At 72.7% G+C, this 25,692-nt stretch carries 18 protein-coding genes and 1 tRNA gene; 10 read left to right on the top strand and 9 right to left on the bottom strand.

Annotation, left to right across the window (positions count from 1 at the left end; translation table 11 throughout):
- Positions 1-103 precede the first annotated feature (103 nt).
- Complete coding sequence (locus tag AB0O36_RS13910; protein ID WP_365108727.1) at positions 104-1,411, top strand: SGNH/GDSL hydrolase family protein; 1,308 nt, start codon at positions 104-106, stop codon at positions 1,409-1,411.
- Positions 1,412-1,469: 58 nt separating this feature from the next.
- Here the strand turns inward: AB0O36_RS13910 and AB0O36_RS13905 are convergent, their stop codons facing one another.
- Positions 1,470-1,691 carry a hypothetical protein gene (locus AB0O36_RS13905; RefSeq protein ID WP_365108724.1) on the bottom strand — a complete coding sequence of 74 codons (222 nt, stop codon included), beginning with the start codon at positions 1,689-1,691 and terminating at the stop codon, positions 1,470-1,472.
- Positions 1,692-1,888: 197 nt separating this feature from the next.
- Here AB0O36_RS13905 and AB0O36_RS13900 point away from each other — a divergent pair, with 197 nt between their 5' ends.
- Positions 1,889-3,193 carry a hypothetical protein gene (locus tag AB0O36_RS13900; RefSeq protein ID WP_365108721.1) on the top strand — a complete coding sequence of 435 codons (1,305 nt, stop codon included), beginning with the start codon at positions 1,889-1,891 and terminating at the stop codon, positions 3,191-3,193.
- Between the two features lie 34 nt (positions 3,194-3,227).
- Here AB0O36_RS13900 and mfd read toward each other — a convergent pair whose 3' ends face one another.
- The 3 genes from mfd to AB0O36_RS13885 form a co-directional block, all read right to left on the bottom strand.
- Entirely contained in the window at positions 3,228-6,767 is a 3,540-nt protein-coding gene (gene mfd / locus AB0O36_RS13895) for a transcription-repair coupling factor (protein WP_365108718.1), read from the bottom strand.
- A 211-nt stretch (positions 6,768-6,978) separates the two neighbouring features.
- Positions 6,979-9,552, bottom strand: a complete 2,574-nt coding sequence (locus tag AB0O36_RS13890; RefSeq protein WP_365108715.1) for an ABC transporter permease — start codon at positions 9,550-9,552, stop codon at positions 6,979-6,981.
- Positions 9,549-10,337 carry an ABC transporter ATP-binding protein gene (locus AB0O36_RS13885; protein WP_365108712.1) on the bottom strand — a complete coding sequence of 263 codons (789 nt, stop codon included), beginning with the start codon at positions 10,335-10,337 and terminating at the stop codon, positions 9,549-9,551. Before AB0O36_RS13885 ends, AB0O36_RS13890 begins: the two co-directional genes overlap by 4 nt.
- Positions 10,338-10,728: 391 nt before the next feature.
- Between AB0O36_RS13885 and AB0O36_RS13880 the strand changes: the two genes are divergently transcribed.
- The 3 genes from AB0O36_RS13880 (at position 10,729) to AB0O36_RS13870 (ending at position 14,553) form a co-directional block, all read left to right on the top strand.
- Positions 10,729-12,360 carry an MFS transporter gene (locus AB0O36_RS13880; RefSeq protein ID WP_365108709.1) on the top strand — a complete coding sequence of 544 codons (1,632 nt, stop codon included), beginning with the start codon at positions 10,729-10,731 and terminating at the stop codon, positions 12,358-12,360.
- A gap of 358 nt (positions 12,361-12,718) precedes the next feature.
- Entirely contained in the window at positions 12,719-13,651 is a 933-nt protein-coding gene (locus AB0O36_RS13875; RefSeq protein ID WP_365108706.1) for a hypothetical protein, read from the top strand.
- A 74-nt stretch (positions 13,652-13,725) separates the two neighbouring features.
- Entirely contained in the window at positions 13,726-14,553 is an 828-nt protein-coding gene (locus AB0O36_RS13870; protein ID WP_365108704.1) for a hypothetical protein, read from the top strand.
- Here AB0O36_RS13870 and AB0O36_RS13865 read toward each other — a convergent pair.
- The gene (locus tag AB0O36_RS13865) at positions 14,496-15,155 is read right to left on the bottom strand and encodes a CGNR zinc finger domain-containing protein (protein WP_365108701.1); all 660 of its coding nucleotides are present in this window, start codon (positions 15,153-15,155) and stop codon (positions 14,496-14,498) included. The two genes, AB0O36_RS13870 and AB0O36_RS13865, sit on opposite strands and share 58 nt — an antisense overlap.
- Before the next feature lie 81 nt (positions 15,156-15,236).
- On the opposite strand from AB0O36_RS13865, the gene AB0O36_RS13860 reads away from it, so the two are divergent.
- A complete protein-coding gene (locus AB0O36_RS13860; protein WP_365108698.1) occupies positions 15,237-16,106 on the top strand; it encodes an alpha/beta hydrolase in 870 nt (289 codons plus the stop codon).
- An 80-nt stretch (positions 16,107-16,186) separates the two neighbouring features.
- On the opposite strand, the gene AB0O36_RS13855 is transcribed toward AB0O36_RS13860, so the two are convergent.
- The 3 genes from AB0O36_RS13855 to AB0O36_RS13845 form a co-directional block, all read right to left on the bottom strand.
- Positions 16,187-17,074 (bottom strand): cellulose-binding protein, encoded by an 888-nt coding sequence (locus AB0O36_RS13855; protein ID WP_365108695.1) that lies wholly within the window; start codon positions 17,072-17,074, stop codon positions 16,187-16,189.
- A 226-nt stretch (positions 17,075-17,300) separates the two neighbouring features.
- Positions 17,301-19,853, bottom strand: coding sequence for an SUKH-4 family immunity protein (locus AB0O36_RS13850; RefSeq protein ID WP_365108692.1), 2,553 nt, complete (start codon positions 19,851-19,853; stop codon positions 17,301-17,303).
- A gap of 8 nt (positions 19,854-19,861) precedes the next feature.
- The gene (locus AB0O36_RS13845) at positions 19,862-20,860 is read right to left on the bottom strand and encodes an SMI1/KNR4 family protein (protein WP_365108689.1); all 999 of its coding nucleotides are present in this window, start codon (positions 20,858-20,860) and stop codon (positions 19,862-19,864) included.
- Between the two features lie 228 nt (positions 20,861-21,088).
- On the opposite strand from AB0O36_RS13845, the gene AB0O36_RS13840 reads away from it, so the two are divergent.
- Positions 21,089-21,619 (top strand): YwqJ-related putative deaminase, encoded by a 531-nt coding sequence (locus AB0O36_RS13840; RefSeq protein ID WP_365108687.1) that lies wholly within the window; start codon positions 21,089-21,091, stop codon positions 21,617-21,619.
- Positions 21,619-22,137, top strand: a complete 519-nt coding sequence (locus AB0O36_RS13835) for an SUKH-3 domain-containing protein (RefSeq protein ID WP_365108685.1) — start codon at positions 21,619-21,621, stop codon at positions 22,135-22,137. Before AB0O36_RS13840 ends, AB0O36_RS13835 begins: the two co-directional genes overlap by 1 nt.
- Before the next feature lie 225 nt (positions 22,138-22,362).
- Here AB0O36_RS13835 and AB0O36_RS13830 read toward each other — a convergent pair whose 3' ends face one another.
- Complete coding sequence (locus AB0O36_RS13830; protein WP_365108683.1) at positions 22,363-23,655, bottom strand: histidine kinase; 1,293 nt, start codon at positions 23,653-23,655, stop codon at positions 22,363-22,365.
- Between the two features lie 394 nt (positions 23,656-24,049).
- Between AB0O36_RS13830 and AB0O36_RS13825 the strand changes: the two genes are divergently transcribed.
- Positions 24,050-24,120, top strand: a tRNA-Gln gene (locus AB0O36_RS13825).
- A 109-nt stretch (positions 24,121-24,229) separates the two neighbouring features.
- Entirely contained in the window at positions 24,230-25,678 is a 1,449-nt protein-coding gene (gene glmU, locus AB0O36_RS13820) for a bifunctional UDP-N-acetylglucosamine diphosphorylase/glucosamine-1-phosphate N-acetyltransferase GlmU (protein ID WP_365108680.1), read from the top strand.
- Positions 25,679-25,692: the final 14 nt, after the last annotated feature.

The following is a 25,692-nucleotide window of genomic DNA, read 5'->3' as shown; positions in this document are numbered from 1 at the left end:
AGCGGCGGCGCCGGAACAACCGGGGTTCCCCTCCCCTTGTGGGTGTTGCGTGCACGCACACGGCACATGGACGAACTTCGCGCAGAACAAGGGGCTGGGACGGATGACCACGAGGAACGGATTGCGGCGTACGGGAGTCGCCCTGCTGGCCACGGCCACCCTGGCCGCGCTGCCGGCCGTCGGGCCGGAGGCGGTGGCGAGTCCGGTCGCGGCCGCGACCGCGACCGCGGATGACGCGTACGCCGGCACCGGCCGGGACTGGCGCGGCGGCTGGGCCGCTTCGCCGCAGGCGCCGACCGCGCCCTTCGGGCCGAACTGGTCGCAGCAGGGCTTCTCCGACCACACGGTCCGGCAGGTGGTCCGGGTCAGCACCGGGGGCACCCGGGCGCGGATCGAGCTGTCCAACCGCTACGGCGGGACCCCGCTGCGGATCACCGGGGCGACGGTGGCCAAGGCCGCCGCGGGCGGGGCGGTGCGGCCCGGGTCGGTGCGGCAGCTGACCTTCGGCAACAGCCGGTCGCTCACCATCCCGGCCGGGGGCACGGCCCACAGCGACGGGGTGCCGTTCCCGGTCGGCGCGCTGGAGTCGGTGACCGTCACCCTCTACCTGGCCGGACCGACGGGCCCCGCCACCTTCCACCACTTCGCCGGCGCCACCAGCTACCGGGCGACGGGCGACCACCGTTCGGACGTGACGGGTACGGCGTTCACGGAGACCAGCACTTCCTGGTACTACCTGAGCGGGGTCGAGGTGTCCGGCGGCCGGGACTCCCGGCGCAGGGACGGCGTGGTGACCTTCGGCGACTCCGTCACCGACGGCGTCGGCTCCTCCACCGATGCCGACAACCGCTACCCCGACGAGCTGGCGGAACGTTTCGTCGCGGCCGGGCGGCCCCGGAGCGTCCTCAACCACGGGATCGGCGGCAACCAGGTGACCAACGACTGGGCCTGGGCCGGCGAGAAGGGCGTCGCCCGCTTCCGCAAGGACGTGCTCAGCGAGCCCGGCGTGGGCACGGTCATCCTCATGGAGGGCCTCAACGACATCGGGGGCAGCCTGCCCGAAGCCGTCGGCGGACCGACCCCCAGGGTGTCCGTCGACCGGCTGATCGAGGGCCACCGCACGCTGATCCGCCAGGCCCACGCCCGGGGGATCAAGGTGATCGGCTCGACCCTCACCCCGATCAAGGGCAGCTTCTACGACACCCCGGACAACGAGGCCCGGCGCGAGGCGTTCAACGAGTGGGTCCGCACCTCGGGCGCGTACGACGCCGTCGTCGACTTCGACCGCGTCGTGTCCGACCCGCAGGACCGGCACCGCATCCTGCCCGCCTACGACTCGGGCGACCACATCCACCCGGGCGACGCCGGCTACCGGGCGATGGCCCAGGCCCTGGACCTCGACGAGCTCTGAGCCCCCGGTCCGCACGAGCGGCCCCGGCCCGGCAGCCCGCCGGGCCGGGGCCCCACCGTCACACGGAACCCCGCACACGCGCCCACAGCAGGACCAGGCCGATGACCAGCGGCCCCAGGAACGCCGAGGCGAGCAGGTGCCACGTCTTCGTCGCCCGCTCCAGGTCCTGCTCACGCAGGCGCTGCTGCTCCTCCTTGAGCTTCTCCACGTCCTCACGCAGCCGGACGACCAGCCGGTAGAGCTCGGAATTGGTCGGTTCGCCGCCGATCGATGTGCTCATGCCGTGTGCCTCCCCTTCGGGTGCCCGCGGCCTCCGAACGGCAGCGGGCTGGAAGACACACCGTCATGGTCCGGGACGGCCCGGGCCAGTCCGGAATTCCGGAACGGCAGCCAAAGCGCAGGTCAGCGGCTTATTCTCCGGATCGAAGTCCGGATGGTTCCGGACCTGCCCGATCCGGCGTCTTTTGAGGGGGAGCCGTGGAAGCCTGCACTCGGGAGGAATTCAGGCACCGCCTGGAGCTGTTGGAGCGGACCGCCGCGTTCCCGAACCGGCAGAGCCTCCGCCTGGAGATCGCGCAGGCGCTGAAAGCGGACCGGCAGAACGGGCGCCCTCGCCAGGCACCAACGCCCCAGAACATCAGCGCGTGGACCACGGGCACCAACCTCCCGAGGGATTTTTCCGGCATCGCGCCACTGATCACGACACTCATCGCCCGAGCGCGGCGACGGACGCCCCAATCGGCCGTCCCGGGTCTGTACGAGCTCCACCAGTGGAGGCTGTGGCACGGCGAGGCGAAGGTACGGGGATCCCGGCCGCGCAAGGATCCCGTCCGGCGGTCCGACGAGGACCCCGAGGCCGTCGGTGATGCGGCCGCCGATCACGAGGTCTTCATGGCCGAATTCGCACAGACCTTGAACGAAGTGAGCACCGGGCGGGCGGTGGCAGAGGCGCTGGAGCACCGGGGCCGCCCCGCACAGGCACGGCAGTTCGTCCGCTGGCTGGCCAACAGGTGGCCGGCCGACCTGCTCGCACTGGCCTGCCAGTTCATGTCCGGCGAACACAGGGGTGAGCTGCTGCGCGCGGCGGCACGATGGCACGCGCCTCCCTCGTTCGTGGAACTGGTCGAAGAGCTCGCAGACGAGGAGATCGAGCTCTCCGCCCTGCTGACCACTGCGGTCGAACAGCGCCCCGTCCGGGAGATCGCCGCGGTCTTCCACGACCTCGCGCAGCGCACGGACGAGATCCGTGCGGACTGGGGGGACGCCTTCATCGCCACCGCGGTACTCAGGTCGGTCTCCGAGGTGACGGACCTCATGGACCAGCTGGGCGGGCTGGGGGACACCGTGGCGGCGGCATCGCTCTTGCGGTTCGCCCTGGTCTTCCGTCCCGGCCGGGACGTTGCGCGGATCATGGAATGGGTCAGGGAGCAGGCCGACCAGGACCTGCTGGACCAGGCACGTGGCGCGGCCGCGATGCGCCGGTACCAGACCGTGCCGGAGGAGCCGGACGCCTCTCCCCCGGCAGGCATCGCCCCGCCGGAGACGGCCCTGTGCCCCCGCTGCCGCGTGAGGTCCCTGGAGCAGCCGGGCGGTTCGCGGCTCACCGACGAACGCGATGTCGACATCTGCGGGCCGTGCTCGTCGGACGAGGCGATCTACGACAGCATGGGCATGACCCAGATCCCGAAGCGTCAGTGGCCGGTGTCGGCCGTCTTCGACTGGCAGGACCAGGTCACGATGGCCCAGGTGCTCAGGAAATCCAGGGAGGAATCCCCCGCCTGACGCACACCCGTGCGCCGGGCGGGGGAGCCGGCATCTACGAGCCCAGGATCTGGGCGAGGAACTCGCCCGTCCAGCCCAGGAGTTCGCGGCCGACCAGCGGCTTGCCGCCGATCTTGCCGGTCTTCGGGCGCGGGATGAGGACCTGCGAGGTGGCCGGCTTGATCACCGAGCCCGGGTAGAGCCGCTTGAGGCGCAGTTCCTGGGACTCGCGCAGCTCCACCGGGCCGAAGCGGATGTTGTTGCCCTGCAGGGTGATGTCCGCGACCCCGCAGGCGCGGGCCAGCATCCGCAGCCCGGCCACCAGCAGCAGGTTCTCCACCGGCTCGGGCAACTTGCCGTAGCGGTCGGTGAGTTCCTCGCGGACCGCCTTGACGTCCTCCTCCGAGTTGGCGGAGGCGATGGAGCGGTACGCCTGGAGGCGCAGCCGCTCGCCGGGCGCGTAGTCGTGCGGGACGTGCGCGTCCACCGGCAGCTCGATCTTCACCTCCAGCGGCGGCTCCTCCTCGACACCGCCCTCCAGTGACGCCCGGTAGTCGGCCACGGCCTCGCCGACCATGCGCACATACAGGTCGAAGCCGACGCCGGCGATGTGGCCGGACTGCTCGCCGCCGAGCAGGTTGCCGGCGCCGCGGATCTCCAGGTCCTTCATGGCCACGTACATGCCCGCGCCCATCTCGGTGTGCTGGGCGATCGTCGCCAGCCGCTCGTGCGCGGTCTCCGTCAGCGGCTTCTCCGGCGGGTAGAGGAAGTACGCGTACCCGCGCTCGCGGCCGCGGCCCACCCGGCCGCGCAGCTGGTGCAGCTGGCTCAGGCCGAAGTTGTCGCCGCGTTCCACGATCAGGGTGTTGGCGTTGGAGATGTCGATGCCGGACTCCACGATCGTGGTGGAGACCAGCACGTCGAACTTCTTCTCCCAGAAGTCGACGACGACCTGCTCCAGCTGGCTCTCGCCCATCTGGCCGTGCGCGGTGGCGATCCGCGCCTCCGGCACGATCTCGCGGAGCTTGGCGGCCGCCCGGTCGATGGACTCCACCCGGTTGTGGATGTAGAAGACCTGGCCCTCGCGCAGCAGTTCGCGCCGGATGGCCGCGCCGATCTGCTTCTCCTCGTACGGGCCGACGAAGGTCAGCACCGGGTGCCGCTCCTCCGGCGGGGTGGTGATCGTGGACATCTCGCGGATACCGGTGACCGCCATCTCCAGGGTGCGCGGGATCGGCGTGGCGGACATGGTCAGCACGTCGACGTTGGCGCGCAGCTTCTTCAGCTGCTCCTTGTGCTCGACGCCGAACCGCTGCTCCTCGTCGACGATGACCAGGCCCAGGTCCTTGAACCTGGTCTCGGAGGAGAACAGCCGGTGCGTGCCGATGACCACGTCCACCGAGCCCTCCTTGAGGCCCTCCAAGGTGGCCTTGGCCTCGGTGTCGGTCTGGAAGCGGGACAGTGCCCGCACGTTGACCGGGAACTGGCTGTAGCGCTCGGAGAAGGTGCCGAAGTGCTGCTGCACCAGCAGGGTGGTGGGGACGAGCACGGCGACCTGCTTGCCGTCCTGGACGGCCTTGAAGGCCGCGCGGACCGCGATCTCGGTCTTGCCGTAGCCGACGTCGCCGCAGATCAGCCGGTCCATGGGGACCGACTTCTCCATGTCCTCCTTGACCTCGGCGATGGTGGACAGCTGGTCGGGGGTCTCCGCGTACGGGAACGCGTCCTCCAGTTCCCGCTGCCAGGGGGTGTCCGCGCCGAAGGTGTGGCCGGGCGCTGCCATGCGGGCGCTGTAGAGCTTGATCAGGTCGGCGGCGATCTCCTTGACGGCCTTCTTGGCGCGCGCCTTGGTCTTGGTCCAGTCGGCGCCGCCGAGCCGGTGCAGGGTGGGCGCCTCGCCGCCGACGTACTTGGTGACCTGCTCCAGCTGGTCGGTGGGGATGTAGAGGCGGTCGCCGGGCTGGCCGCGCTTGGCGGGGGCGTACTCGACGAGCAGGTACTCGCGGGTGGCGCCCTGGACGGTGCGCTGCACCATCTCGATGTAACGGCCCACGCCGTGCTGCTCGTGGACGATGTAGTCGCCGACCTCCAGGGTGAGGGGGTCGATGGTCTTGCGGCGCCGGGTGGGCATCCGGCCGAGGTCCTTGGTGGCGGTGCGCTGCCCGGTCAGGTCGGTCTCGGTGAGGACGGCGACCCTCAGCTCCGGGTGGACGAAGCCGCTCTCGACGGACCCGCACGCCACGTGCACCAGCGCGGGTTCCAGGGCGCCGAGGTCGGCCTCCAGCCGGGCCGGGATGCCCTCGCCGCCGAGCACCTCGACGGTACGGGCGGCCGGTCCGTGGCCCTCCGTCACGAAGACGGTCCGCCAGCCGTCGGCGAGCCGGCCCTTGGTGTCGGCCAGCGCGCGGGCGGTGTCGCCGCGGTAGCTCTCGGGGGCGTGCATGCCCAGGGTCAGGGAGTCCGCGCCGATGGATTCGTCGGCGGCGAACGGCGAGACCGACCACCACATCATGCCGAGCTCGCGGGCCCGGTCGCGGACGTCGGCGATGCCCCACAGGCTGGCCGCGCCCACGTCGATGGGCGCCTCCCCGCCGCCGGCCGTGGCCGCCCAGGACGCCTGCAGGAACTCCTGGCTGGTGGCGACGAGGTCGGCGGCCCGGGTCCGGACCCGCTCGGGGTCGCAGACCACGGCCATGGAACCGGCCGGCAGCACGTCGAGCAGCAGCTCCATGTCGTCGACGAGCACGGGCGCGAGGGACTCCATGCCCTCGACGGCGATCCCCTCGGCGATCCTGCCGAGGAGTTCGCCGAGCTCGGGGTGCTGCTCGGCGAGGGCGGCGGCCCGCTCCCGCACCTCCGCGGTGAGCAGCAGCTCGCGGCACGGCGGAGCCCACAGGCCGTGCTCGGCGATCTCCAGGGACCTCTGGTCGGCCACCTTGAAGTAGCGGATCTCCTCGACCTCGTCGCCCCAGAACTCGATCCGGAGGGGATGCTCCTCGGTGGGCGGGAACACGTCGAGGATGCCACCGCGCACGGCGAACTCGCCGCGCTTCTCGACCAGTTCGACCCGGGCGTAGGCGGCGGCCGCCAAGCCCTCGGTCACCTCGCCGAGGTCGACGGTCTGCCCCTGCCGCAGCGCCACGGGCACCAGCTCGCCCAGCCCCTTGACCTGCGGCTGCAGCACGGACCGGATGGGTGCGACGACGATGCTGACCGGGCCGGCGGCCGGGTCGTCCTTGCTGGGGTGGGAGAGCCGGCGCAGCACCGCGAGCCGCCGTCCGACGGTGTCGCTGCGCGGGCTGAGCCGCTCGTGCGGCAGGGTCTCCCAGGCCGGGTAGTCGACCACGGAGTTCTGCAGCTCCGGGGGCATCAGCGAGCGCAGCGCCGCCGCCAGGTCCTCGGCCTCCCGCCCGGTGGCGGTGACGGCGAGGACGGTCCGTTCGGTACGCCGGGCCAGCGCGGCGATCGCGAAGGGGCGGGCGGCGGGCGGACCGACCAGGTCCACGTGCATCCGGTTGCCGTCGGCGGCCGCGGTGACCGCTTCCGCGAGGGCGGGGTCCGCGACGACGGCGTCGAGCAGTCCGTGCAGGCTCATGAGGTAAGGGCTTCCGTCCGTCCGCAGGATCTGGGATCTGGATCTGGGCAACGCGAGGGGCCCGACACGCGCTGCGGGCCGGGGGTTCCCAGCCTACGCCGATGGCCCCGGTCCCTCCCCCGAGGAGGACCGGGGCCATCGGGCCCTGGGGCGTGTCGTCCGGATAGGGCCGGGCCCGATCCGGACGACACGCCCTCGCTGCGTGCCGCCGCTAGTCGCTGGCGATCGCGTTCAGCACGTTCATCCGGCCGGCCCTGAAGGCCGGGACCAGCGCCGCGAGCAGACCCACGAAGGCCGATCCGATGAACACCCCGATGATCGTGCCCCACGGGATCTCCAGCACCTTCATGCCCTGCAGGGCGAGGAGCTGGTGGGCGGTGGCGCCCCAGCCCATGCCCAGGCCGAGGCCGAGCAGCGCACCGAAGAGGGCGATGACCACCGACTCCAGGCGGATCATGCGGCGCAGCTGGCGGCGCGAGAGGCCGATGGCGCGCATCAGGCCGATCTCGCGGGTCCGCTCGACGACCGACAGCGCCAGGGTGTTCACCACGCCCAGGATCGCCACGATGATCGCCAGGCCCAGCAGGCCGTAGACCATGTTCAGCAGGGTGCCGACCTGGTCCTTCAGCGCCTGCTTGTAGTCCGTCTGGTCGCGCACGCTGTACTGCGGGTACTCGGCCAGGGTGGACTTGAGGGACTCGTACGCGGCGTCCGCCTGGCCGTCCTTGGCCTTGCCCAGCATCATGAACGGGCGCGGCAGCATCTCGGCCGGCACGTTCGCCTGGGCGGTGGCGGTGCTGACGTACATCGCGCCCCGGTCGAGGTTGCCCTCGTCGAGGGTGATCGCGGCGATCTTCAGCTCGGCGGTCTTGCCGCCGTCGAACGCCACCTTCATCCGGTCGCCGATCTTCAGCTTGTGCTCGTCGGCGTAGACCGAGCCGACGGCCATGGAACCGGCGGCGTACGCGTCCTTGTGCTCGCCGGCGCGCATCTTGCGGCGTACGTCCTGCGGGTACGTCGGGTCGGTGACGCTCAGGTCGGTCTTCTTGACGGAGCCGTCGGGAGCGGTGACCTTGGCTTCCACCGTGCGGTAGGTGGTGACGTGCTCCAGGCCCTTGGTCTCCCGCATGGCCTTCTCGGCCTGCGGCATCACCGGCTGGCCGGTGTCGGAGGCGACGATGAAGTCCGCGCCGACCGACTTGTCGAGCTCGTCGGTGGCGGAGGCCACCATCGAGGAGCCGACCACGGACAGGCAGGCGACCAGCGCCAGGCCGATCATCAGCGCGGCCGCGGTGGCCCCCGTACGGCGCGGGTTGCGCAGCGCGTTGCGCTCGGCGAGCCGGCCGACGGAGCCGAAGGGCCGCAGGACGACCCCGGACAGCACCCGGACCACGGCCCCGGCGAGCAGCGGGCCGATCACGACGAACCCGATCAGGGTGAGCACCACGCCCAGGCCGAGCCACAGCGAGCCGGTGGCCGCCTTGTCGGCGTTGCCGGCCAGGAGCAGCGCGGCGAAGCCGGCGCCCGTCAGCACCAGGCCGATGACGGCACGGACGATGCCGGCCCTGCGGTCCTCGGGGGCGCCGATCGAGCTCAGCGCGGCCATCGGGGAGACCCGGGAGGCGCGGCGGGCCGGGATCCAGGCGGAGACGACGGTGACGACGATGCCGAGGACCATGCCGACGACCGGGGTGGTCCAGACGACCGTCAGGTCATCGGTGGACAGGTTCATGCCGAACGAGCCCATCAGCTTCATCAGGCCGACGGCCAGGCCGACGCCGGCGCCGACCCCGAGGACCGACCCGACCACACCGAGCAGCAGCGCCTCGGTGAGCACCGAGCGGTTGATCTGGGAGCGGTCGGAGCCGATGGCGCGCATCAGGCCGATCTCGCGGGTGCGCTGGGCGACCAGCATCGAGAAGGTGTTGAAGATCAGGAAGATGCCGACCAGGAAGGCGATGCCGGCGAAGCCGAGCATCACGTACTTCATGATGTTCAGGAAGGAACCGACGTCCTTGCGGCCCTCGTCGGCGGCCTCGGCCGCGGTCTGCAGCTTGTAGGTGTCCGCGCCGACGGCCGTGGCGATGTTCGCCTTCAGCTGCGCGTCGGTGACGCCCTCCGCGGCGGTGACGTTGATGTTGGTGAACAGCTCCGTGGCGCCGAGCAGCTGACGCTGGGCGGTGGCGGTGTCGAAGTAGACGACGGTCGCACCCGGGTTGGTCACGGTGAACTCGGCGACACCGGCGATCTTCGCCCGGAAGTCACCGTTGATGGTGATGACGCGGATCTCGTCACCGAGCTTCAGCTTGTGCTTCTTGACGGTGTCGGCGTCGACCATCGCATCGGTCGGGCCGCGCGGCGCATGACCGGAGGCGACCTTCATCGACTTGAGCTCCTGGTCGTTCCAGCTCGCGGCGATGGTCGGCGCGCCGGTGGTCGGGCCCAGGTTCTTGTTCTTGGCGTCGACCACGGTGACGGACAGCGAGACCACGCTGCCCTCGGCGCGCTGCACGCCCTGGGCCTTGGCGACCTGGGCGACGGCCGCGCCGGGGATGGTGGCGGGGCGGCCGTTCTTCGGGTTCTCGACGTCGTCCGCGGACTTGGCGCCGACGGTGACGTCGGCCGCGGTGTTCGCGAACAGCTTGTCGAAGGTGGTGTTCATGGTGTCGGTGAACACCAGGGTGCCGCAGACGAAGGCGACGGAGAGGAGCACGGCGACGGCGGACAGCGCCATCCGGCCCTTGTGCGCGACGAAGTTGCGCATCGAGGTCTTCAGCACGGTCACGACGTCCGCCCGCGCGCGTCGAAGTCCTTCATCCGGTCGAGCACCTGGTCGGCGGTCGGGTTGAACATCTCGTCCACGATCCGTCCGTCGGCCAGGTAGAGCACGCGGTCGGCGTAGGAGGCGGCCACCGGGTCGTGGGTGACCATCACGATGGTCTGGCCGAGCTCGTCGACCGAGCGGCGGAGGAAGCCGAGGACCTCGGCGCCGGCCCGCGAGTCCAGGTTTCCGGTCGGCTCGTCACCGAAGATGATCTCCGGGCGGGCGGCCAGGGCGCGGGCCACGGCCACGCGCTGCTGCTGGCCGCCGGACAGCTGGGTGGGACGGTGCTTGAGCCGGCCGGCCAGGCCGACCGTCTCCACGACCCGGTTCAGCCACGCCGTGTCGGGCTTGCGGCCGGCGATGTCCATCGGCAGCGTGATGTTCTCCAGCGCGTTGAGCGTGGGGAGCAGGTTGAACGCCTGGAAGATGAAGCCGATCCGGTCCCGGCGGAGCTGGGTGAGCTTCTTGTCCTTCAGGCCGGTGATCTCGGTGTCGTCCAGGTAGATCTGGCCACCGCTCACCGTGTCCAGGCCGGCCAGGCAGTGCATCAGGGTGGACTTGCCGGAGCCGGACGGGCCCATGATCGCGGTGAACTGCCCGCGGTGGATGTCCACGTCCACGTGGTCCAGCGCGACCACGCGGGTCTCCCCCGCGCCGTACGCCTTCACGACCTGCCGCGCTCGTGCCGCGACGGCCGTACGCCCTCCAGTACCCCCGTGCCTGGTGTCGGTCACAGCCGTTGTCACGGTCATTCTCCTAGTCCGTCGTTCGTCATTCGCCGCTCGCGGTACATCGCTCGCAGTACGTCGTGCGCGGTACGTCGTTCGCAGTACGCCGTCCCCGGTCCGCCGGGGCGCCGGGCGGCGCTCCGTCGCACCCGTTGAGTCTGTGCGCAGGGGGGTGGACGGCGCGCTGGTGCGGATCGCCGTATCCGTCCGGGGGTTAACCCCACCCCCCGGTCCCCGCCTGTAGGAATCAGTTAAGAAGGATCCGGCCGTTTTCTCGTCCTCCGCCGGGACGAAAGACCCCTGGCCCGATGTGAGGACCTACCCCTAGGGGTCCTCCCCCCTGCGGGGGAGGACGCCTGGGGGATACCGCCCGGCCGGGGCCGGGTGAGAAGGTGTTCCGCGGAGTTGCGTGCACAGTGAAAGGATCACGGTGGGGTCGGGCGAGAACACGGGTGCCGCCGCCGCGGACGCGGGCGCGGGCGCGGCCCCGGAGGCGGGCGCGAACGGCGGGGACGGCGGCGGGCGGCCGCGGCGCGCCCTGGTGGCCGCGCTCATGCTGGCCATGGGTCTCGTCGCGCTCGAAGGGACCATCGTCGCCACCGCCGTCCCGCAGATCGTCGGCGACCTCGGCGGCTTCTCCGTCTTCTCCTGGCTGTTCGCCGGCTACCTGCTCGCCGTCACCGTCACCCTCCCCGTCTACGGCAAGCTTTCGGACACCTTCGGCCGCAAGCCCGTCCTGCTGGCCGGGATGAGCCTGTTCCTCTTCGGTTCGCTGTGCTGCGCCACCGCCTGGAACATGGCCGCCCTGATCGCCTTCCGCGTCCTTCAGGGCCTCGGCGGCGGAGCCATCCAGGGCACCGTGCAGACCCTGGCCGCCGACCTGTACCCGCTCAGGGAGCGCCCGAGGATCCAGGCCCGGATGTCCACCGTGTGGGCCACCTCCTCGATAGCCGGCCCGGCCTTCGGCGGACTCCTCGCCTCCTACGCCGACTGGCGCTGGATCTTCCTGCTCAACCTGCCCGTCGGCGCCCTCGCCGTCTGGCTGACCGCCCGCCACCTGCGGGAGCCGGCCCGCGCCGCGGCACGTACGGCGTCCGGCGGGCGGTGGGCCGGGGCCGCCGCGCGGATCGACTGGCCGGGCGCGCTCGCGGTCTTCGCCTGCGGCGGGCTGGTGCTGTTCGCGCTGGTCCAGGGCGGCGTCGCCTGGCCCTGGCTGTCGGCTCCCTCCCTCGGCCTGTTCGGCGCGGGCGCGGTCCTCGCCGCAGTCGTCGTCCACATCGAACGGCGCGCGGCGGAACCGATCCTGCCGGGCTGGGTATGGCGCCGCCGCACCATCGCCGCGGTCAATCTGGCCATGGCCATGCTGGGCCTGCTGATGGTCGCCCCGATGGTGTTCCTGCCCACGTACGCCCAGTCCGCGCTCGGCCTGGACCCGGTCGGCGCGGGCTTCGTGATGTCCGCGATGACCCTGAGCTGGCCGATATCGGCGGCGTTCAGCCAGCACGTCTACCGGCGGATCGGCTTCCGCAACACCGCCGCGCTCGGTGTCGGCCTCGGCTTCCTCTGCCTGGCCTCCTTCCCGCTCCTCCCCCACCCCGCGCGGCCCTGGCAGCCGGCCCTGCTGATGCTGGCGCTCGGGGCCGCCCTGGGCCTGTTCCAGCTGCCGCTGATGGTGGGGGTGCAGTCGACGGTGGGCTGGGCGGAGCGCGGACAGACCACCGCGTCGGTGCTGTTCTGCCGTCAGGTCGGCCAGAGCGTCGGCGCCGCGCTGTTCGGGGCGATCGCCAACGCGACGATCGCGGCCCGGCTGGCCGACGCGCCGGTGCCGGGGCTCCCCTCCCACCTCGACGAGGTCTCGCGGGCCCTGGAACACCCGGACTCCCTCACGGCGGCCGCCTCCGCGCACCTCCGGGCGGCGGTCACCAGCGCGGTGGACCACGTCTACCTGGGCGCGGCGGCCGCGGCACTCGCGGCGTTCCTCATCCTGCTCCTGGCGGCACCCCGCCGCTTCCCGGTCCTGCCGGCGGAACCCCGCTCCTGACGCACGCCGGGCCGGCGGGGCTGGGCCCGCCGCGGCCCAGCCGGCGGCGGCGGACCCGCAGTCCGCCGGCCGGTCGCGCAGTTCCCCGCGCCCCTGGCGGGGCACAGCAGGTCGGGGGTGTGGGGGCGAAGCCCCAACGGCGGGGGCGGGGGCGGAGCCTCCAGGCAGGGGGGCCGGGGGCGGAGCCCCCGGTTTCGGGAAGGGGTGGGGTGGGGGAGGCACCGCGCAGCGGATCTCACCGTCTGCGGCCCGCAGGGCGTGGCTGCGTTGTCATGGACCCGGCCAAGCGGTACACCGTTGGTCGGGGCGGAGCGCAGGTCCGCGTCCACCCCGCCGACTCACCACCGGGGGACCCGAATTGCTTTCCGCCTTCTTCGCGCTGCTCGCGCTCGCCGCCCTCGCCGGCCCCGTCGCCCTGCGCCTCCGCAGGAACCCCGCCTTCATCACCGGCCGCGACGGACGCCTGTCGACGTCAACCACCCTCGCCCTCGCCTGGACCGTCCTGCTGGTCTGGCTGCTGCTGGTCATACTCGGCTACGGCGTCTTCTCCGGCGAGGGCACCGCCTGGTTCCACCGCACCCCCGACGGCCCCTTCGACCCGCTCACCACCGTCTACCTGCCCCTGCTCGGCGGCCCCTACGCCGCACTGATCGCGGCCAAGGCCGTCGTGGGGATGCGCATCCAGCAGGGCTCCCTGACCAAGCCGGGCCCCGCGCCCGCCGCCGGAACGGACGCCCCCGCCACCCGCCCGGTCCGCGACCTGATCGCGAACGACAGCGGCCGCACCGACCTGGTCGACCTCCAGTACGTCGCACTCAGCCTGGTGACCATGGCCTACGTGGTCGTCTTCTTCCTCGGCGACGTGGGCGACGGCCTCCCCCGGCTCCCCGGGCAGATCTGGGCACTGACGGGCGCACCCGCCGGCGCCTACCTCCTCAACAAGATGGCCGGCCGCCCCAACCCGGTCATCACCGACGTCCGCCAGGACGCCCCCGGCGGCCCGGTCACCCTGTCCGGCGGCGGCTTCCAGGACGCCTCGGTGGTCACCTTCAACGAGACCGGGGTCCCGGCCCGCCTCGACGGCGGCCGGCTCGTCGTGGACCGGCCGGGCACCCTCACCGGTCCCCAGGCCGTCGTCGTGACCACCACGGGCCTGCGCAGCGACCCGTACGCCTTCACGCCCGCCGCCGCCTCCGCCACCGCGAGCCCGGCCACCGCCCCGGAGGCCGCCGTCGGACCGCAGCGCCCGGCCCCGGACGGCAGTCCCGCGAAGCCCGCCGGGAACCGGTAGGCGGGGGCCCGCGTCTCCGCCCGTGCCCGGCCGCCTCGCGGAGAAGGCGGCGGACACTGCGGGGGGAGTCAGCCGTGGATCGCAGAGAAGGCCGGGCCGGACGTACGGCGGCCGCCGTGTTCCTCGCCGGGGTGCTGGCGGCCGGCGGTGCCGCCTGCACCGGTCCGGCGCCCGAGCCGGGAGCCGCCCCGTCCGCCGCCTCCACCGCCCAGGAGAACCCCGACCCCGCCCGGCCCGGCGCCACCGACGGATCCGCATCCGGATCCGGATCCGAGGACATCGTCACCCTCTCGGGCGACCACGGCCCCGACACCTGCCTGGAGGGCTTCGTCTGGCGCGAGGCCCGCCCCGACGACCACGTCTGCGTCGAACCCGCCGTCCGCGACCAGGTCCGCGCCGACAACGTCCGCTCCGACACCACCACCGGCCTCGGCTCGAAGGAGTGCGCCCCCGGCCGGGTCTGGCGCGAGGCGTACCCCGGCGACACCGTGTGCGTCGAACCGCGCGTCCGCGACCGCGCCCGCGAGGACAACGCCAGGGCCGCCGACCGCCGCGTCTCCCTCCGCCTGTGGGCGGGCAACTGGCACAGGGAGACCACCTGCGACCCCGGCGGCGACTGCGAACGCGGCGCCGACCAGCCGATGCTCAAGCTCAACGGCTCCGGCTACAACCTCGACCGGATCCGGCTCGCCGTCCGCGCCGCCAAGGACGACCGCGTCCTGTGGACGGCCACCGTCAAGGGCACCCCGCACGCCGGCTTCCCCGGAGGAAGCTTCGGCATCCGCACCGACCGCGGCGACTGCTCCGCCGCCGGCACCGCACCCGTACGCGCCTACGCCGTGGCCTACGACGTGGTCTCCGGCCGCTCCTCCGCCCGGCTCCCGGTCACCGTCTGCACCTGATCCCCCTTGTGGCGGGCGTAATAGCGCGCAACCCGGGCGCGGTTGCCGCAGGCCGAGGCCACGCACCAGCGGCGCCGAGGATGGGCGGGCAGGAAGAGCAGTACGCAGTCCTCCGCCTCGCAGGCACGCACCGAGGTGACCCTGGGATCGGTGAGCAGGTCCGCCACCGCCTCCGCCAGCTCGGCCGCCAGCCGCTCCGCGGGCGCGCCCGCACGGACCCGCTCCGACCTCAGGCCGCCCTCCTCCCGGACCAGCTCCCGGTGCGCGGGCGCCGCGGCCATCGCCGCGTTCAGGGCCTCCAGGGCCCGCGCCGGCGGCCGCTCACCCCGTACCGCCGCGCTCAGCGCACCGTCCGCGGCCTCCCGTACGGCGTGTACGGCGGCCAGCTCGGCCGCGCCCACCTCCGCGACCGGGGTCAGCCGGCCGCCCTGCCCGTGCAGCCAGGCCGCCAGGCCGGCCGGGCCGGCGATCAGGTCCCCGGCCGCCGCGGGCCGGGTGTTGAGCAGGTCCAGGGCGAGCGGTTCGCCGATCAGGGGGAAGGCCGCCGCCGGAGCCGCAGGGGCCGCCGGAGCCGTCCCGGTGTCGGTCTCGTTCACTGTCACCCGACTAATGCTAACGGAATCACTTGACCCGTTAGCCATGATCGGCGAAGCTAATGCCACCGAAGCCCAAGGAGGCATGTGATGAGCGAGATCCTTCCCGTCCGGCACCGCCACGCCACCGTCGAAGCCGGCGGAGTCCGCGTCTTCTACCGCGAGGCCGGCCCCGCCGACGCCCCCGTCCTGCTCCTCCTGCACGGCTTCCCCAGCGGCTCCCACCAGTTCCGCCGGCTGATGGACGCCTTCGGCGACCGCTACCGCCTCATCGCCCCCGACTACCCCGGCTTCGGCCACACCGAGGCCCCCGCCGGCTTCACCTACACCTTCGACCGGCTCGCCGACATCACCGAGGCGTTCACCGACGCCCTCGGCCTGGACCGGTACGCCCTCTACGTCTTCGACTTCGGCGCCCCCGTCGGCCTCCGCCTCGCCACCCGCCACCCCGAGCGGATCACCGGCCTCATCGTCCAGAACGGCAACGCCTACGAGGACGGCCTCTCCGAAGGCGCCCGCGAACTCATCGCCCGCCGCCGCGAGGTCCCCGGCGACGAGGACGCGATCCGCGGCCTGTTCACCCCCGCCGGCACCCGCTTCCAGTACGAGGCCGGGCTCGCCGACCCCACCCGCCTCGACCCCGCCGCCCCCGCCCTCGACCAGTACTTCCTCGACCTGCCCGGCCGCGCCGACGCCCAGACCGACCTGGCCTTCGACTACCGGTCCAACGTCGAGCTCTACCCCGTCTGGCAGGCGTGGCTGCGCGAGCACCGGCCGCCGACGCTGGTCCTCTGGGGCGCAGGCGACCCCTTCTTCACCGCGGCGGGCGCCAAGGCGTACCTGCGCGACCTCCCCGACGCCGCGCTCCACCTCTTCGACGACGCCGGCCACTTCGCCCTGGAAACCCACCTCCCGGAAATCGCCCCGCCGATCGCGGCCTTCCTCGCCGAGAACCTCTGAGCCCCAAGGGCCGCCCGGAGCCCCCGCCCCCGGAGCCCCGAGGGTCGCGAAAGCTCCGGGAACCGCGAGACCCGGCCGCCCTACAGTCCGTCGGCCGGGGCCGGGCGCCCGGTCAGCGCCGCCAGACTGGAACGCACGTGGTTCATGTGCGCACGCATCTCCTCCTGCGCCTCCGCATGCTCCCGCAACACCCGCTCCGTCTCCCGGCCCACACGCTCCTCCCGCACCCGCGCCTCCGCGATCAGCTCCGCACCCCTCGCCTCCGCGTCCTCCTGGCCGTGCCGGGCCGCCTCCTCCGCCTCCGCGAACGCCCGCCGCCCCTCCGCCAGCCGCGCCTCCGCATGCGTCTCCGCCTCGGCCAGCCGGGCCTGCAGCTCCTCGCCCCGCACCGCCCACTCCCGCTCCGCCACGTCCCGGCGCTCCCGCTGCTGCGCCTCCTGGCCGTCGAGCAGCGCGTCCGCCCGCCGCCGTACGTCCTCCAGCCCGGCCTGCGCCTCCGCCCGCCACGCCAGGGCCTCGTCCCTGGCCTCCGACCGCAGCGCGTCCGCTTCCTGACGGGCTCTCAACAACCCCTGCCGGGCCCGCACCTCCGTCTGCTCGCGCACCGCCTCCGCATCCGACCGGGCCAGCTCCTCCGCCCGCTCCGCATGCGAGTCCGCCGCCGCGAGCGCACCCTGCGCGTCCACCCGGGCCTCCATCCGCAGGACCTCCGCCTCCTCCTCGGCCAACGCCAGGATCCGCCGGGCCCGCTCGCTCAGGTCGTCGTACGTCTGGGGCCGCAGCGCCGACACCACCTCGCGCAGCCGCTCCGCCTCCACCTCCATCTGCCGGGCGAGCACGGTCAGCCGGGCCACCCGCTCCCACGCCTCGTCCCGGCTCCCGGACAGCCGGGCGAGATATCGGTCGACCTGGTCCGAGCGGTAACCACGGCCCCGGACGGTCGTGAAGCCGTGCGGTTGAGGTGACATGGGTGCACTCATCCTGGAAGCGCCTCTCTCGCGGGGATTCCCGACAAGGATGCGCCATTTGCGGTCAGAAGCCGGAATGGCCGGGCCGGGACCCCTGGTTCGGAGTCCCGGCCCGGCCATCCGGACGAGCACCACACCGGCACGACACCGGCACCGCACGGCTGCCGGTCACGGAACCGCACGGCCGCCGGCCACCGGCACCGCACGGCCGCCGATCAGCGGCCCGTCACAGCAGCCCGTCCCACATCTGCTCCAGCAGCACCGACCACCAGCTCTCCGGAGAGGCCAGCGCCGCACTGTCCAGACCCGCCAGGTTCGCCTGGAAATCGACGGTCCAGCGACCCGCCTGCTCCGGCGTCAGATGCTGCCGGAGCCGCCACATGTGACCCAGCATCGCGATCGACCGCACGAACTGCGGCAGGCTTGAGTTCACGAACTGCGGCGGCACCGGAGCACCGCCCGGCCCGCCCTCCACCGGCACCGCCACGATGTGCGCCGTGCCGTACTGCACGCACAGCGCCTTGCCGAAGTCACTGCCGACCACCAGGTACGAACCCGCGTCCACGGCAGGCTGCACCTGCCGCTGCGCCGCCAGCTCCGCCAGCGTCGGCACCGGCTGCCCCGGCACCGCCTGCGCCCAGAAGAACGGCCCGAAGTCCGCCGGCAGACCGGCCACCACCAGGGTGTGCGCCACGATCTCCGGCACCCCCTGCCGGGACACCGCCCGCTGGTCGAACCGGAACACGCCCTGCGGGCCGAAAGCACCCGCCAGCTCCTGCCCGATCGCCTCCATCGGGATCGCCGGCTGCAGCGGAACCTGCGGCAGCGGCACCCGCACCGGCGCCGGCCGCGCCGGACCGTCGGCAACCTGGTGCAACTCACCCTGATGGGTCAGCAGATGCCGCATGCCCGCCTGCCGGCCCGCGTGGTCCTGACCGTACGGAGCCACACTGGTGATCCGCACCTGGGGCCAGGTGTCCCGGATCATCCGCGCACAGTAACCACCGGGCAGCTCACAGGACTCCAGCTCGGTGTGCAGCTCCAGCACCTGCTGCGGCGGCACGTTCATGGCGCGCAGCTCGTGCAGGATCTGCCACTCCGGATGCGGCGTACCGGGCGCCGAGCGGCGGATGATCTGCTGCTCGGAACCGTCGGGCGCGCGGTAGCGCAGCACGGCCTGGTAGCCGGGCCCGACCGTGGGTACCCCGGGCTGCTGGACCGGACCCGGACCGGACGGTACGGGGCCGGACTGCGCGGGACCCGGCGGTACGGGACCACGGCCGGGCGGCGGACCGGGAGGAGCCGGCGGCCCGCCGACGGGCGGACCCGCCAGCATGGTCGCGGCATGGTCCAGCCCGCCACCGAGCGAACCGCCGACCGCACCGGGAGCCCCGGGCGCGGCAGGGGGAGGCCCGGGCGGACCGGGCGGCTGCGGAGCACCGGGACCACCCGGGTGCGCCAGCATCGTCGCCGCATGATCGAGACCGCCACCCAGGGAACCACCGGGGGCACCGGGCGGACCGGGAGGCGCGGGCGGCTGCCCGCCCCCGCGCGCACCGGGCGCGGGAGGAGGCCCGGGCGGGCCCGGCGGACCGGGCGGCTGCGGAGCACCGGGACCACCCGGGTGCGCCAGCATCGTCGCCGCATGATCGAGACCGCCACCGAGGGAACCACCGGGGGCACCGGGCGGACCGGGAGGCGCGGGCGGCTGCCCCGCACCGGGGGCACCGGGCGCACCCGCGGCACCCGGGGCTCCGGGCGGACCGGGCGGACCGGGCGGCTGCGGAGCACCGGGACCACCCGGATGGGCCAGCATCGTCGCCGCATGGTCGAGACCGCCACCGGCCGGAGCCGGAGCGGGCCGCCGCGGCGCCTCGGCCTTGCCCGTCGGCGCATCGGCGATGTCCGCCGCACCGGGCCCGGCCGCGGGCCGGGGGCCGGGCGCCGGCGCGGCAGGGCCACCCGGAGCCGACCCGATCAGGTCGATGACCGGCGCCACCGTCGTACGCGGCAGCCGGCTGCCACCGGGAATCAGGGCCGTCTTCGCCTCCGGCTCCACCCCGGACACCGGACCCTCGTCCTCCAGGTCCGACCCCGACAGCGGCGGCGCGAACACGGTCGCCGGCAGCGGCACCGACGCGTCGTCCGCCCCCGGGTTCACATCGATCCCGGCCCACGGGGTCGCCCCCGACGGCACACCGTCCCCGGCCGGCGCACCCGCGCCCACCCCTGCACCCGCACCCGAACCCGCGCCCACGCCCATGGGCTCGGCACCGGGCACGGCCGACGGCACACCACCGTCCGGCACACCGGCCGGACCACCGGAACCCGGCACACCCGCGTCCGGCACGCCCGCAGCCGCACCCGGCCCCGAACCCGCGTCCGGACCCGAATCCTGACCGGTGGCCACAGCAGCAGCCTCCCGCAGCCACTCCGGCGGACTCAGCATGAACGACGTCTGCTCGGAATCGATCCGCGGCGGCGGCACCGAAGCCTCCTGCCCCGCACCCGCCTGCGCCGCAGCCCCGTACTCCTCCTCGTACCGGCGGATCACCTCACCCACCGGCAACCCCGGCCACAACGTCACCTCACCGCTGTCCCGCGCGATGACCAGCCGCTGCCGGCCACCCCCCGACACCGGACCCGCCGCACGGTCCTCCGCCCACACCACGAAACCCAGGCCGAACTCCCGCACCCGCACCTCCCGGTGCTGATACGCGGGAACGTCCCCGTTGATCCACTCCTCGGCGCGCTCCTGCGCCTGCGCGAACGTCACCACGACGCGATTCACCCCTCCACGGACGGAGTCGACACGGGAACCGAGCGCGCGAATCCGCCGTCCACCATCAGACCGGCCACCGTCTCCAACTCCGCCGGATTACCGGCCAGTCGCTCCAGGAAGGAGTCGAAATCCGCACCACACGGAAGCAACAGCCGCTCCACCCGCTCCTGTACCGACCAGCCGTCCCGGTCACGCGCATCGTCGTACGGCGAGAACCACACCGACCCGACCGGAGCACCCTCACCCCGCACCTTCAGCGCGACCAGACCACCCTGCGCGAAAGCCACGCACAGGTAGTCCTTCGTCAGATGGTCCCGCAGGCACTTGTTCACGTACACGAGGTCATTGACCGCCGCCTCCTCACGCACCGTGAAGAACGGCTGGTCCACCAGCAGCCCCAGATCCACGTCCAGGCCCACACCCACCGGAGCGCAGCCACCCGCCGCCTTCAGGAACGACCGGTACGCCTCCGGCAACCGGTACCCGAGGTCCTCCTCGACCCCCTGCACCTGCTGCTCCGACACCGACACCACCGACTTCGGCAGCCCCAGATGCACCGGACGCACCTCCTGCAGCGGCCGCGTACCACGCTTCTCGTGGTCCACCGGAGCCGTCACCAGACCCGCATGGTGCCGCAGCAACGCCTTCACCTCGACCGGAACCAACTCCAGCCGCCGCGTCCCCGCAGCGTGGTGCCAGGTCCAGCCGTGCGGAGTCGCCACCGGCCCCACCGTGTCCCACAGCTCGTGCCCGGCCGCCCGCATCGCCGCGTTCGCCGACACGTAGTCCGTCAGCCGCAGCTCGTCGACACCGAAACCCTCCGGCGGCTCGGCGATCTCCACCGCAGCCCGCGCGTACGGCGCGAAATCGGGATGCCCGTTGCCGTCCATCCGGACGCCCTGGGGATGCCGCGCCGCCCGGACCGGGTCCGGGAAGTGCACGACCTGCCCGGCGTACGCGGCATTGGGTGGCGGGGCCTGCTGCCCGAGCCGACCTGTCGTCATGGCGGTAGCCCCCTGCTGGATCTGGCTGGTTCAGCACAGCCTATGCGGTCCCGCAAGAGGCCCCGACTCCCCCGACCCCCACCCCCGCCACGCGCCCCGGAACATCCGAATTGATACGAATATTCGACCCCGCTTCCACACCCATGAGGACATTTGGCAGGCTGTCCCCGCGGCACGGCGGCGTACGCGACGGCGACACCACCGCCGCCACGGGAGGGAAAACGCGACATGCAGAACACGGCAACACGGAACGGACCGTCACACGGCCACACGGCCGCCTCCGGCGACCCCCGGCTCCGCTGGAGCAGCACCGACGGCACCGCCGCACCCGTGCTCCGGTTCCGCCGCGACGGCATCCTCCCCACCATCGCCGCAGCCCTCTCCGTCCGCGGCGAAACCCTCACCGGCACCGCCGGCAAGGGCGACCAGCCCCCCACGCTCCACCCACTGGTCCAGGACTTCCACGACACCCTCACCAGCAGCCAGCGGGAACGCTTCACCGGCCGCTGCCCCGAAGCCATCCTCCTCTCCCGCCACCTCACCACCGTCGAGGGCTCCCGCAGCAAACGCGCCTCCCGCAAACCCCTCACCGCGAGCGAAGCACGCCGCTCCCTCAAGAACGCCCGCATCACCGCCCGCCGCATCCGCGAAGACGGCGACCCGCTGCACGGCACCTACGCACCACCCTGCCGCTCCTGCGACGCCCTCCTCGCCCACTTCGGCATCCGCCCCGTCGACCTCACCCAGCCCGAGAAGTGATGACCGCCACCTCCGCCTCCTACGACCGGTCCTCCGCCACCCGCTTCCCGGCCACGGTGGACACCGCCCTGCGCACCGCCGGCTGGCAACCCGGCCGCTGGGACATCAAGCAGGCCGAATACTGGGCCGACGCACTGCGCGACCACACCACCCCCGCCGGCCACCGCCACACCGTCTTCCCCGCCGCCGTCGAGGCATGGGCCGAATTCGGCGGCCTCACCATCACCGCCCCCGGACCCGGCCGCCAGATAGCACCCACCCCCGTCCGCCTCGACCCCCTCAGCGGACTCCACCTCGCCCGCACCTTCGCCGACCTCGGACGGGCCCTCTCCACCCAGCTCTGCCCCCTCGGCGTCGAGGCCGACGGCACCTCCCACCTCGCCCTCGACGCCGACGGCCGCGTCTACTCCGTCGACCACACCGGCGACTGGTACCTCGGCGGCAGCATCGACGAAGCCCTCACCGCCCTCCTCACCGGCCTCCAGCCGATCCGCCTCCGCACGGAGAGCGGAACCTAGCCGGAGCCCAGCCACGGCAGCCGCTCCCCCACCACCGGACAACGAAGCGCCGGTTGCCGGAGCGGGAGCCGGACGGCCAGGGGACCGCGGGGGAGATCCGCGCGTTCGCCGCGCACCTCGGCAGCGATCTCGCGTGCGATCAGCGAAGGCACCTGCTCCGGCTGACCGAGCGGCACGTTCAGCCCGAGCCGGCCACCAACACGGACAGCGGATCCGCACCCGCAGTCACCCTCGGGACCGCGCCCCGGGCAACACCGCCGACACCCGGAAACCCCCCGCATCCGTCGGCCCCGACACGAACACCCCGCCCAGCGCCAGCACCCGCTCCCGCATCCCCACCAGACCGTTGCCCCCGCTCGGCAACCCGGCCCCCGCCGCCTCGCAGTCCCACGGACCGTTCTCCACCTGCATCGCCACCTCCTCACCCCGGTGCGCCAGCCGTACGACGACCTCCGCACCCGGCGCATGCTTGTGGCAATTGGTCAACGCCTCCTGCACCACCCGGTACGCCGTCTGCTCCACCTCCGCCGCATACCCCGCACCCTCCCCGTGCACCACCAGCTCCACCGCCATCCCCGCCGCCCGCGACTGCCCCACCAACGCCTCCAGCTCCCCCAGCGACGGCCCCTCCTCCACACCCGCCACCAGCACCGGCGCGGCGGACACCCCCACGGCCGCGACAGCCACGGAAACCGGCTTCTCCACCTTCTTCTCCACCGCCCGCAGCACCCCGAGCATCTCCCGCAGCTCCGTCAGCGCCTGCCGGCCCATGTCCCCCACCAGCGCCGCGTTCTTCGCCGCCTTCTCCGGATCCCGCACCGCCACCGCCTGCACCGCAGCCGCATGCACCACCATCAGCGACACCCGGTGCGCCACCACGTCGTGCATCTCCCGCGCGATCCGCGTCCGCTCCTCCCGGCGCGCCCACTCCGCCCGCTCCTCGGCCCGCTCCGCCAGCAGCCCCAGCTCCCGCTCCAGCGAATCGGCCCGCTCCTGCAGACTCTCCATGAGCCGCCGCCGCGCCCCCTGGTACAGCCCGTAGAGCACCGGCGGCGCGGTCAGCGCGAACGCTATGCACACCGACAGCACCGCCACGAAGGTGCCGCTCGCCTCCACGTCGCCCTCGGTCCGCACGTACATCACGGCGAAGGTCGCGACGAGCGACAGCAGCGACAGCAGCCCGGTGATCCGCCGCGGCACCTCGCTCGCGGCGAGGGTGTAGAGGGACACCACCCCGAGCACGAACCCGATCGCCGCCGGCGACACCGCCAGCGACACCAGCACCACGGCGATCGGCCACCGCCGGCGCACCGTGAGCGTGGCCCCCACCACGACCCCGAACAGCACCCCGACAACGGTCGGCAGATGCGCCTCCCGCGCGAACAGGATCCCTTCGAACCCGCACTCGACGGCGGACAGCACGCCGAGCCCCACATCGAGCACGGCCTGCCCCCGCCGCCCCCACCAGAGAGGCCCGGCCCGCCCCTCTCCACCTTCTCGTTCCCCCGTATTGGTCATACCGCCCAGCCTACGGAAGACCCCCTGCGCACACGCGAACGGAATTCCGGCGAACGACCGGTAATCGCACGGACGACTGAATCACCCACCCATCGAGACCCGAATCACACATTCCGGACGATCCTGACGCCATGAGCAAATACGCCGACTTCGAGGGCATGCGAGCCCAGGCCGTCACCCTCCGCCGCGGGGGCCTCAGCCGCCGCGAGATTGCCGACCGGCCGGATGTACGCAGCGGACAGACCCTGAACCGATCTCCTGGGTCCGGATGCTTGATCGTCCGCGTTGCCGCCGACTCCGACTTGTACCGTCGCATCGAAGGCACTTGGTGCGGCATAGTTGGGTCCGTCAGCTCGACCAAGTGACGAAATGTCCGATTCGGTCTGGTTTGCCATCCCCTGTGGTGTAATGGCAGCACTGAGGCTTTTGGTGCCTTATGTCAGGGTTCGAATCCTTGCAGGGGAGCAAGTGGCGGTTCGGGCTCCGACTTAACAGTCGGGGCCCGCACTCGTTTACGCCGCTTAACGCCCCGGTATCCTTCGTGCGTCCACCCCCGAAGCCGAAGGGCACACCCGTGAGCGCCAACCGCCCGGCAGCCGTCGTCGTACTCGCAGCGGGTGAGGGCACCCGCATGAAGTCGGCCACTCCCAAGGTCCTCCACGAGATCTGCGGGCGTTCGCTCGTCGGTCACGTCGTCGCCGCCTCCCGTGAGCTGGACCCCACTCATCTCGTCGTGGTCGTCGGGCACGCCCGCGAGCAGGTGCAGGCACACCTGGCCGGCATCGACGCCGAGGTCCGCACCGCCGTGCAGTACGAGCAGAACGGCACCGGGCACGCCGTCCGCATGGCCCTGGAGGAGCTCGGCGGCAGCGTCGACGGCACCGTGATCGTGGTCTGCGGCGACACCCCGCTGCTGACCGGCGAGACCCTGCGGCAGCTCGCGGCCACGCACGACGCCGACGGCAACGCCGTCACCGTGCTGACCGCCGAGGTGCCGGACTCCACCGGCTACGGCCGGATCGTCCGCGACTCCGAGTCCGGCGCCGTGAAGGCGATCGTCGAACACAAGGACGCCACCGACGCCCAGCGCGCGATCAAGGAGATCAACTCCGGGGTCTTCGCCTTCGACGGGGCCCTGCTGGCCGACGCGCTGAAGAAGGTCCGTACGGACAACAGCCAGGGCGAGGAGTACCTCACCGACGTGCTCGGCATCCTGCGCGAGGCCGGCCACCGGGTGGGTGCGGCCGTCGGTACGGACCACCGCCAGATCCTCGGGATCAACAACCGGGTGCAGCTGGCCGAGGCGCGGGCGCTGCTGAACGCGCGGCTGCTGGAGCAGGCGATGCTGGCGGGCGTGACGGTGGTCGACCCGGGCAGCACGTTCGTGGACGTGACGGTGACTTTCGGCCAGGACGCGCTGGTGCACCCCGGTACCCAGCTGCTGGGTGCCACCCACGTGGGCGAGCGTGCCGAGGTGGGTCCGAACACGCGGCTGAAGGACACCCGGGTGGGTGCGGGCGCGCGGGTGGACAACACGGTGGCGGACACGGCGGTGGTCGGGGATTCGGCGAGCGTGGGTCCGTTCGCGTATCTGCGTCCGGGGACGGTGCTGGGGGCGAAGGCCAAGGCCGGCACGTACGTGGAGATGAAGAACGCGACGATCGGCGAGGGCACGAAGGTGCCGCACCTGTCGTACGTGGGCGACGCGACGATCGGCGAGTACACGAACATCGGCGCGGCGAGCGTGTTCGTGAACTACGACGGTGAGCACAAGCACCACACGACCGTCGGCTCACATTGCAAGACGGGTTCGGACAACATGTTTGTGGCTCCCGTCACCATCGGGGACGGCGCGTACACCGCTGCCGGCTCGGTGATCACGAAGGACGTGCCGCCCGGTGCGCTGGCCGTGGCCCGTGGCCAGCAGCGGAATATCGAGGGCTGGGTGGCCCGGAAGCGTCCGGGAAGTGCGGCTGCGCAGGCGGCTCAGTCGGCGGGCGATTCGGACTCGGCCGACAACTGACCGGAAACAGGTGC

Origin of the sequence: Streptomyces sp. NPDC089799 (assembly GCF_040684755.1) — a bacterium.
Classification (GTDB): Bacteria; Actinomycetota; Actinomycetes; order Streptomycetales; family Streptomycetaceae; genus Streptomyces.
Note: the sequence above shows the minus strand (reverse complement) of the source record. Positions and strands in the feature narration are given on the sequence as shown.

Bases quoted from the DNA above. Each gene is read 5' to 3' on its own strand.
- AB0O36_RS13835 (WP_365108685.1), top strand. From the start codon at position 21,619: ATGACCGCCACCTCCGCCTCCTACGACCGGTCCTCCGCCACCCGCTTC.
- AB0O36_RS13840 (WP_365108687.1), top strand. From the start codon at position 21,089: ATGCAGAACACGGCAACACGGAACGGACCGTCACACGGCCACACGGCC.
- AB0O36_RS13910 (WP_365108727.1), top strand. From the start codon at position 104: ATGACCACGAGGAACGGATTGCGGCGTACGGGAGTCGCCCTGCTGGCC.
- AB0O36_RS13845 (WP_365108689.1), bottom strand. From the start codon at position 20,860: ATGACGACAGGTCGGCTCGGGCAGCAGGCCCCGCCACCCAATGCCGCG.
- AB0O36_RS13860 (WP_365108698.1), top strand. From the start codon at position 15,237: ATGAGCGAGATCCTTCCCGTCCGGCACCGCCACGCCACCGTCGAAGCC.
- AB0O36_RS13830 (WP_365108683.1), bottom strand. From the start codon at position 23,655: ATGACCAATACGGGGGAACGAGAAGGTGGAGAGGGGCGGGCCGGGCCT.
- AB0O36_RS13855 (WP_365108695.1), bottom strand. From the start codon at position 17,074: ATGTCACCTCAACCGCACGGCTTCACGACCGTCCGGGGCCGTGGTTAC.
- mfd (WP_365108718.1), bottom strand. From the start codon at position 6,767: ATGAGCCTGCACGGACTGCTCGACGCCGTCGTCGCGGACCCCGCCCTC.
- AB0O36_RS13905 (WP_365108724.1), bottom strand. From the start codon at position 1,691: ATGAGCACATCGATCGGCGGCGAACCGACCAATTCCGAGCTCTACCGG.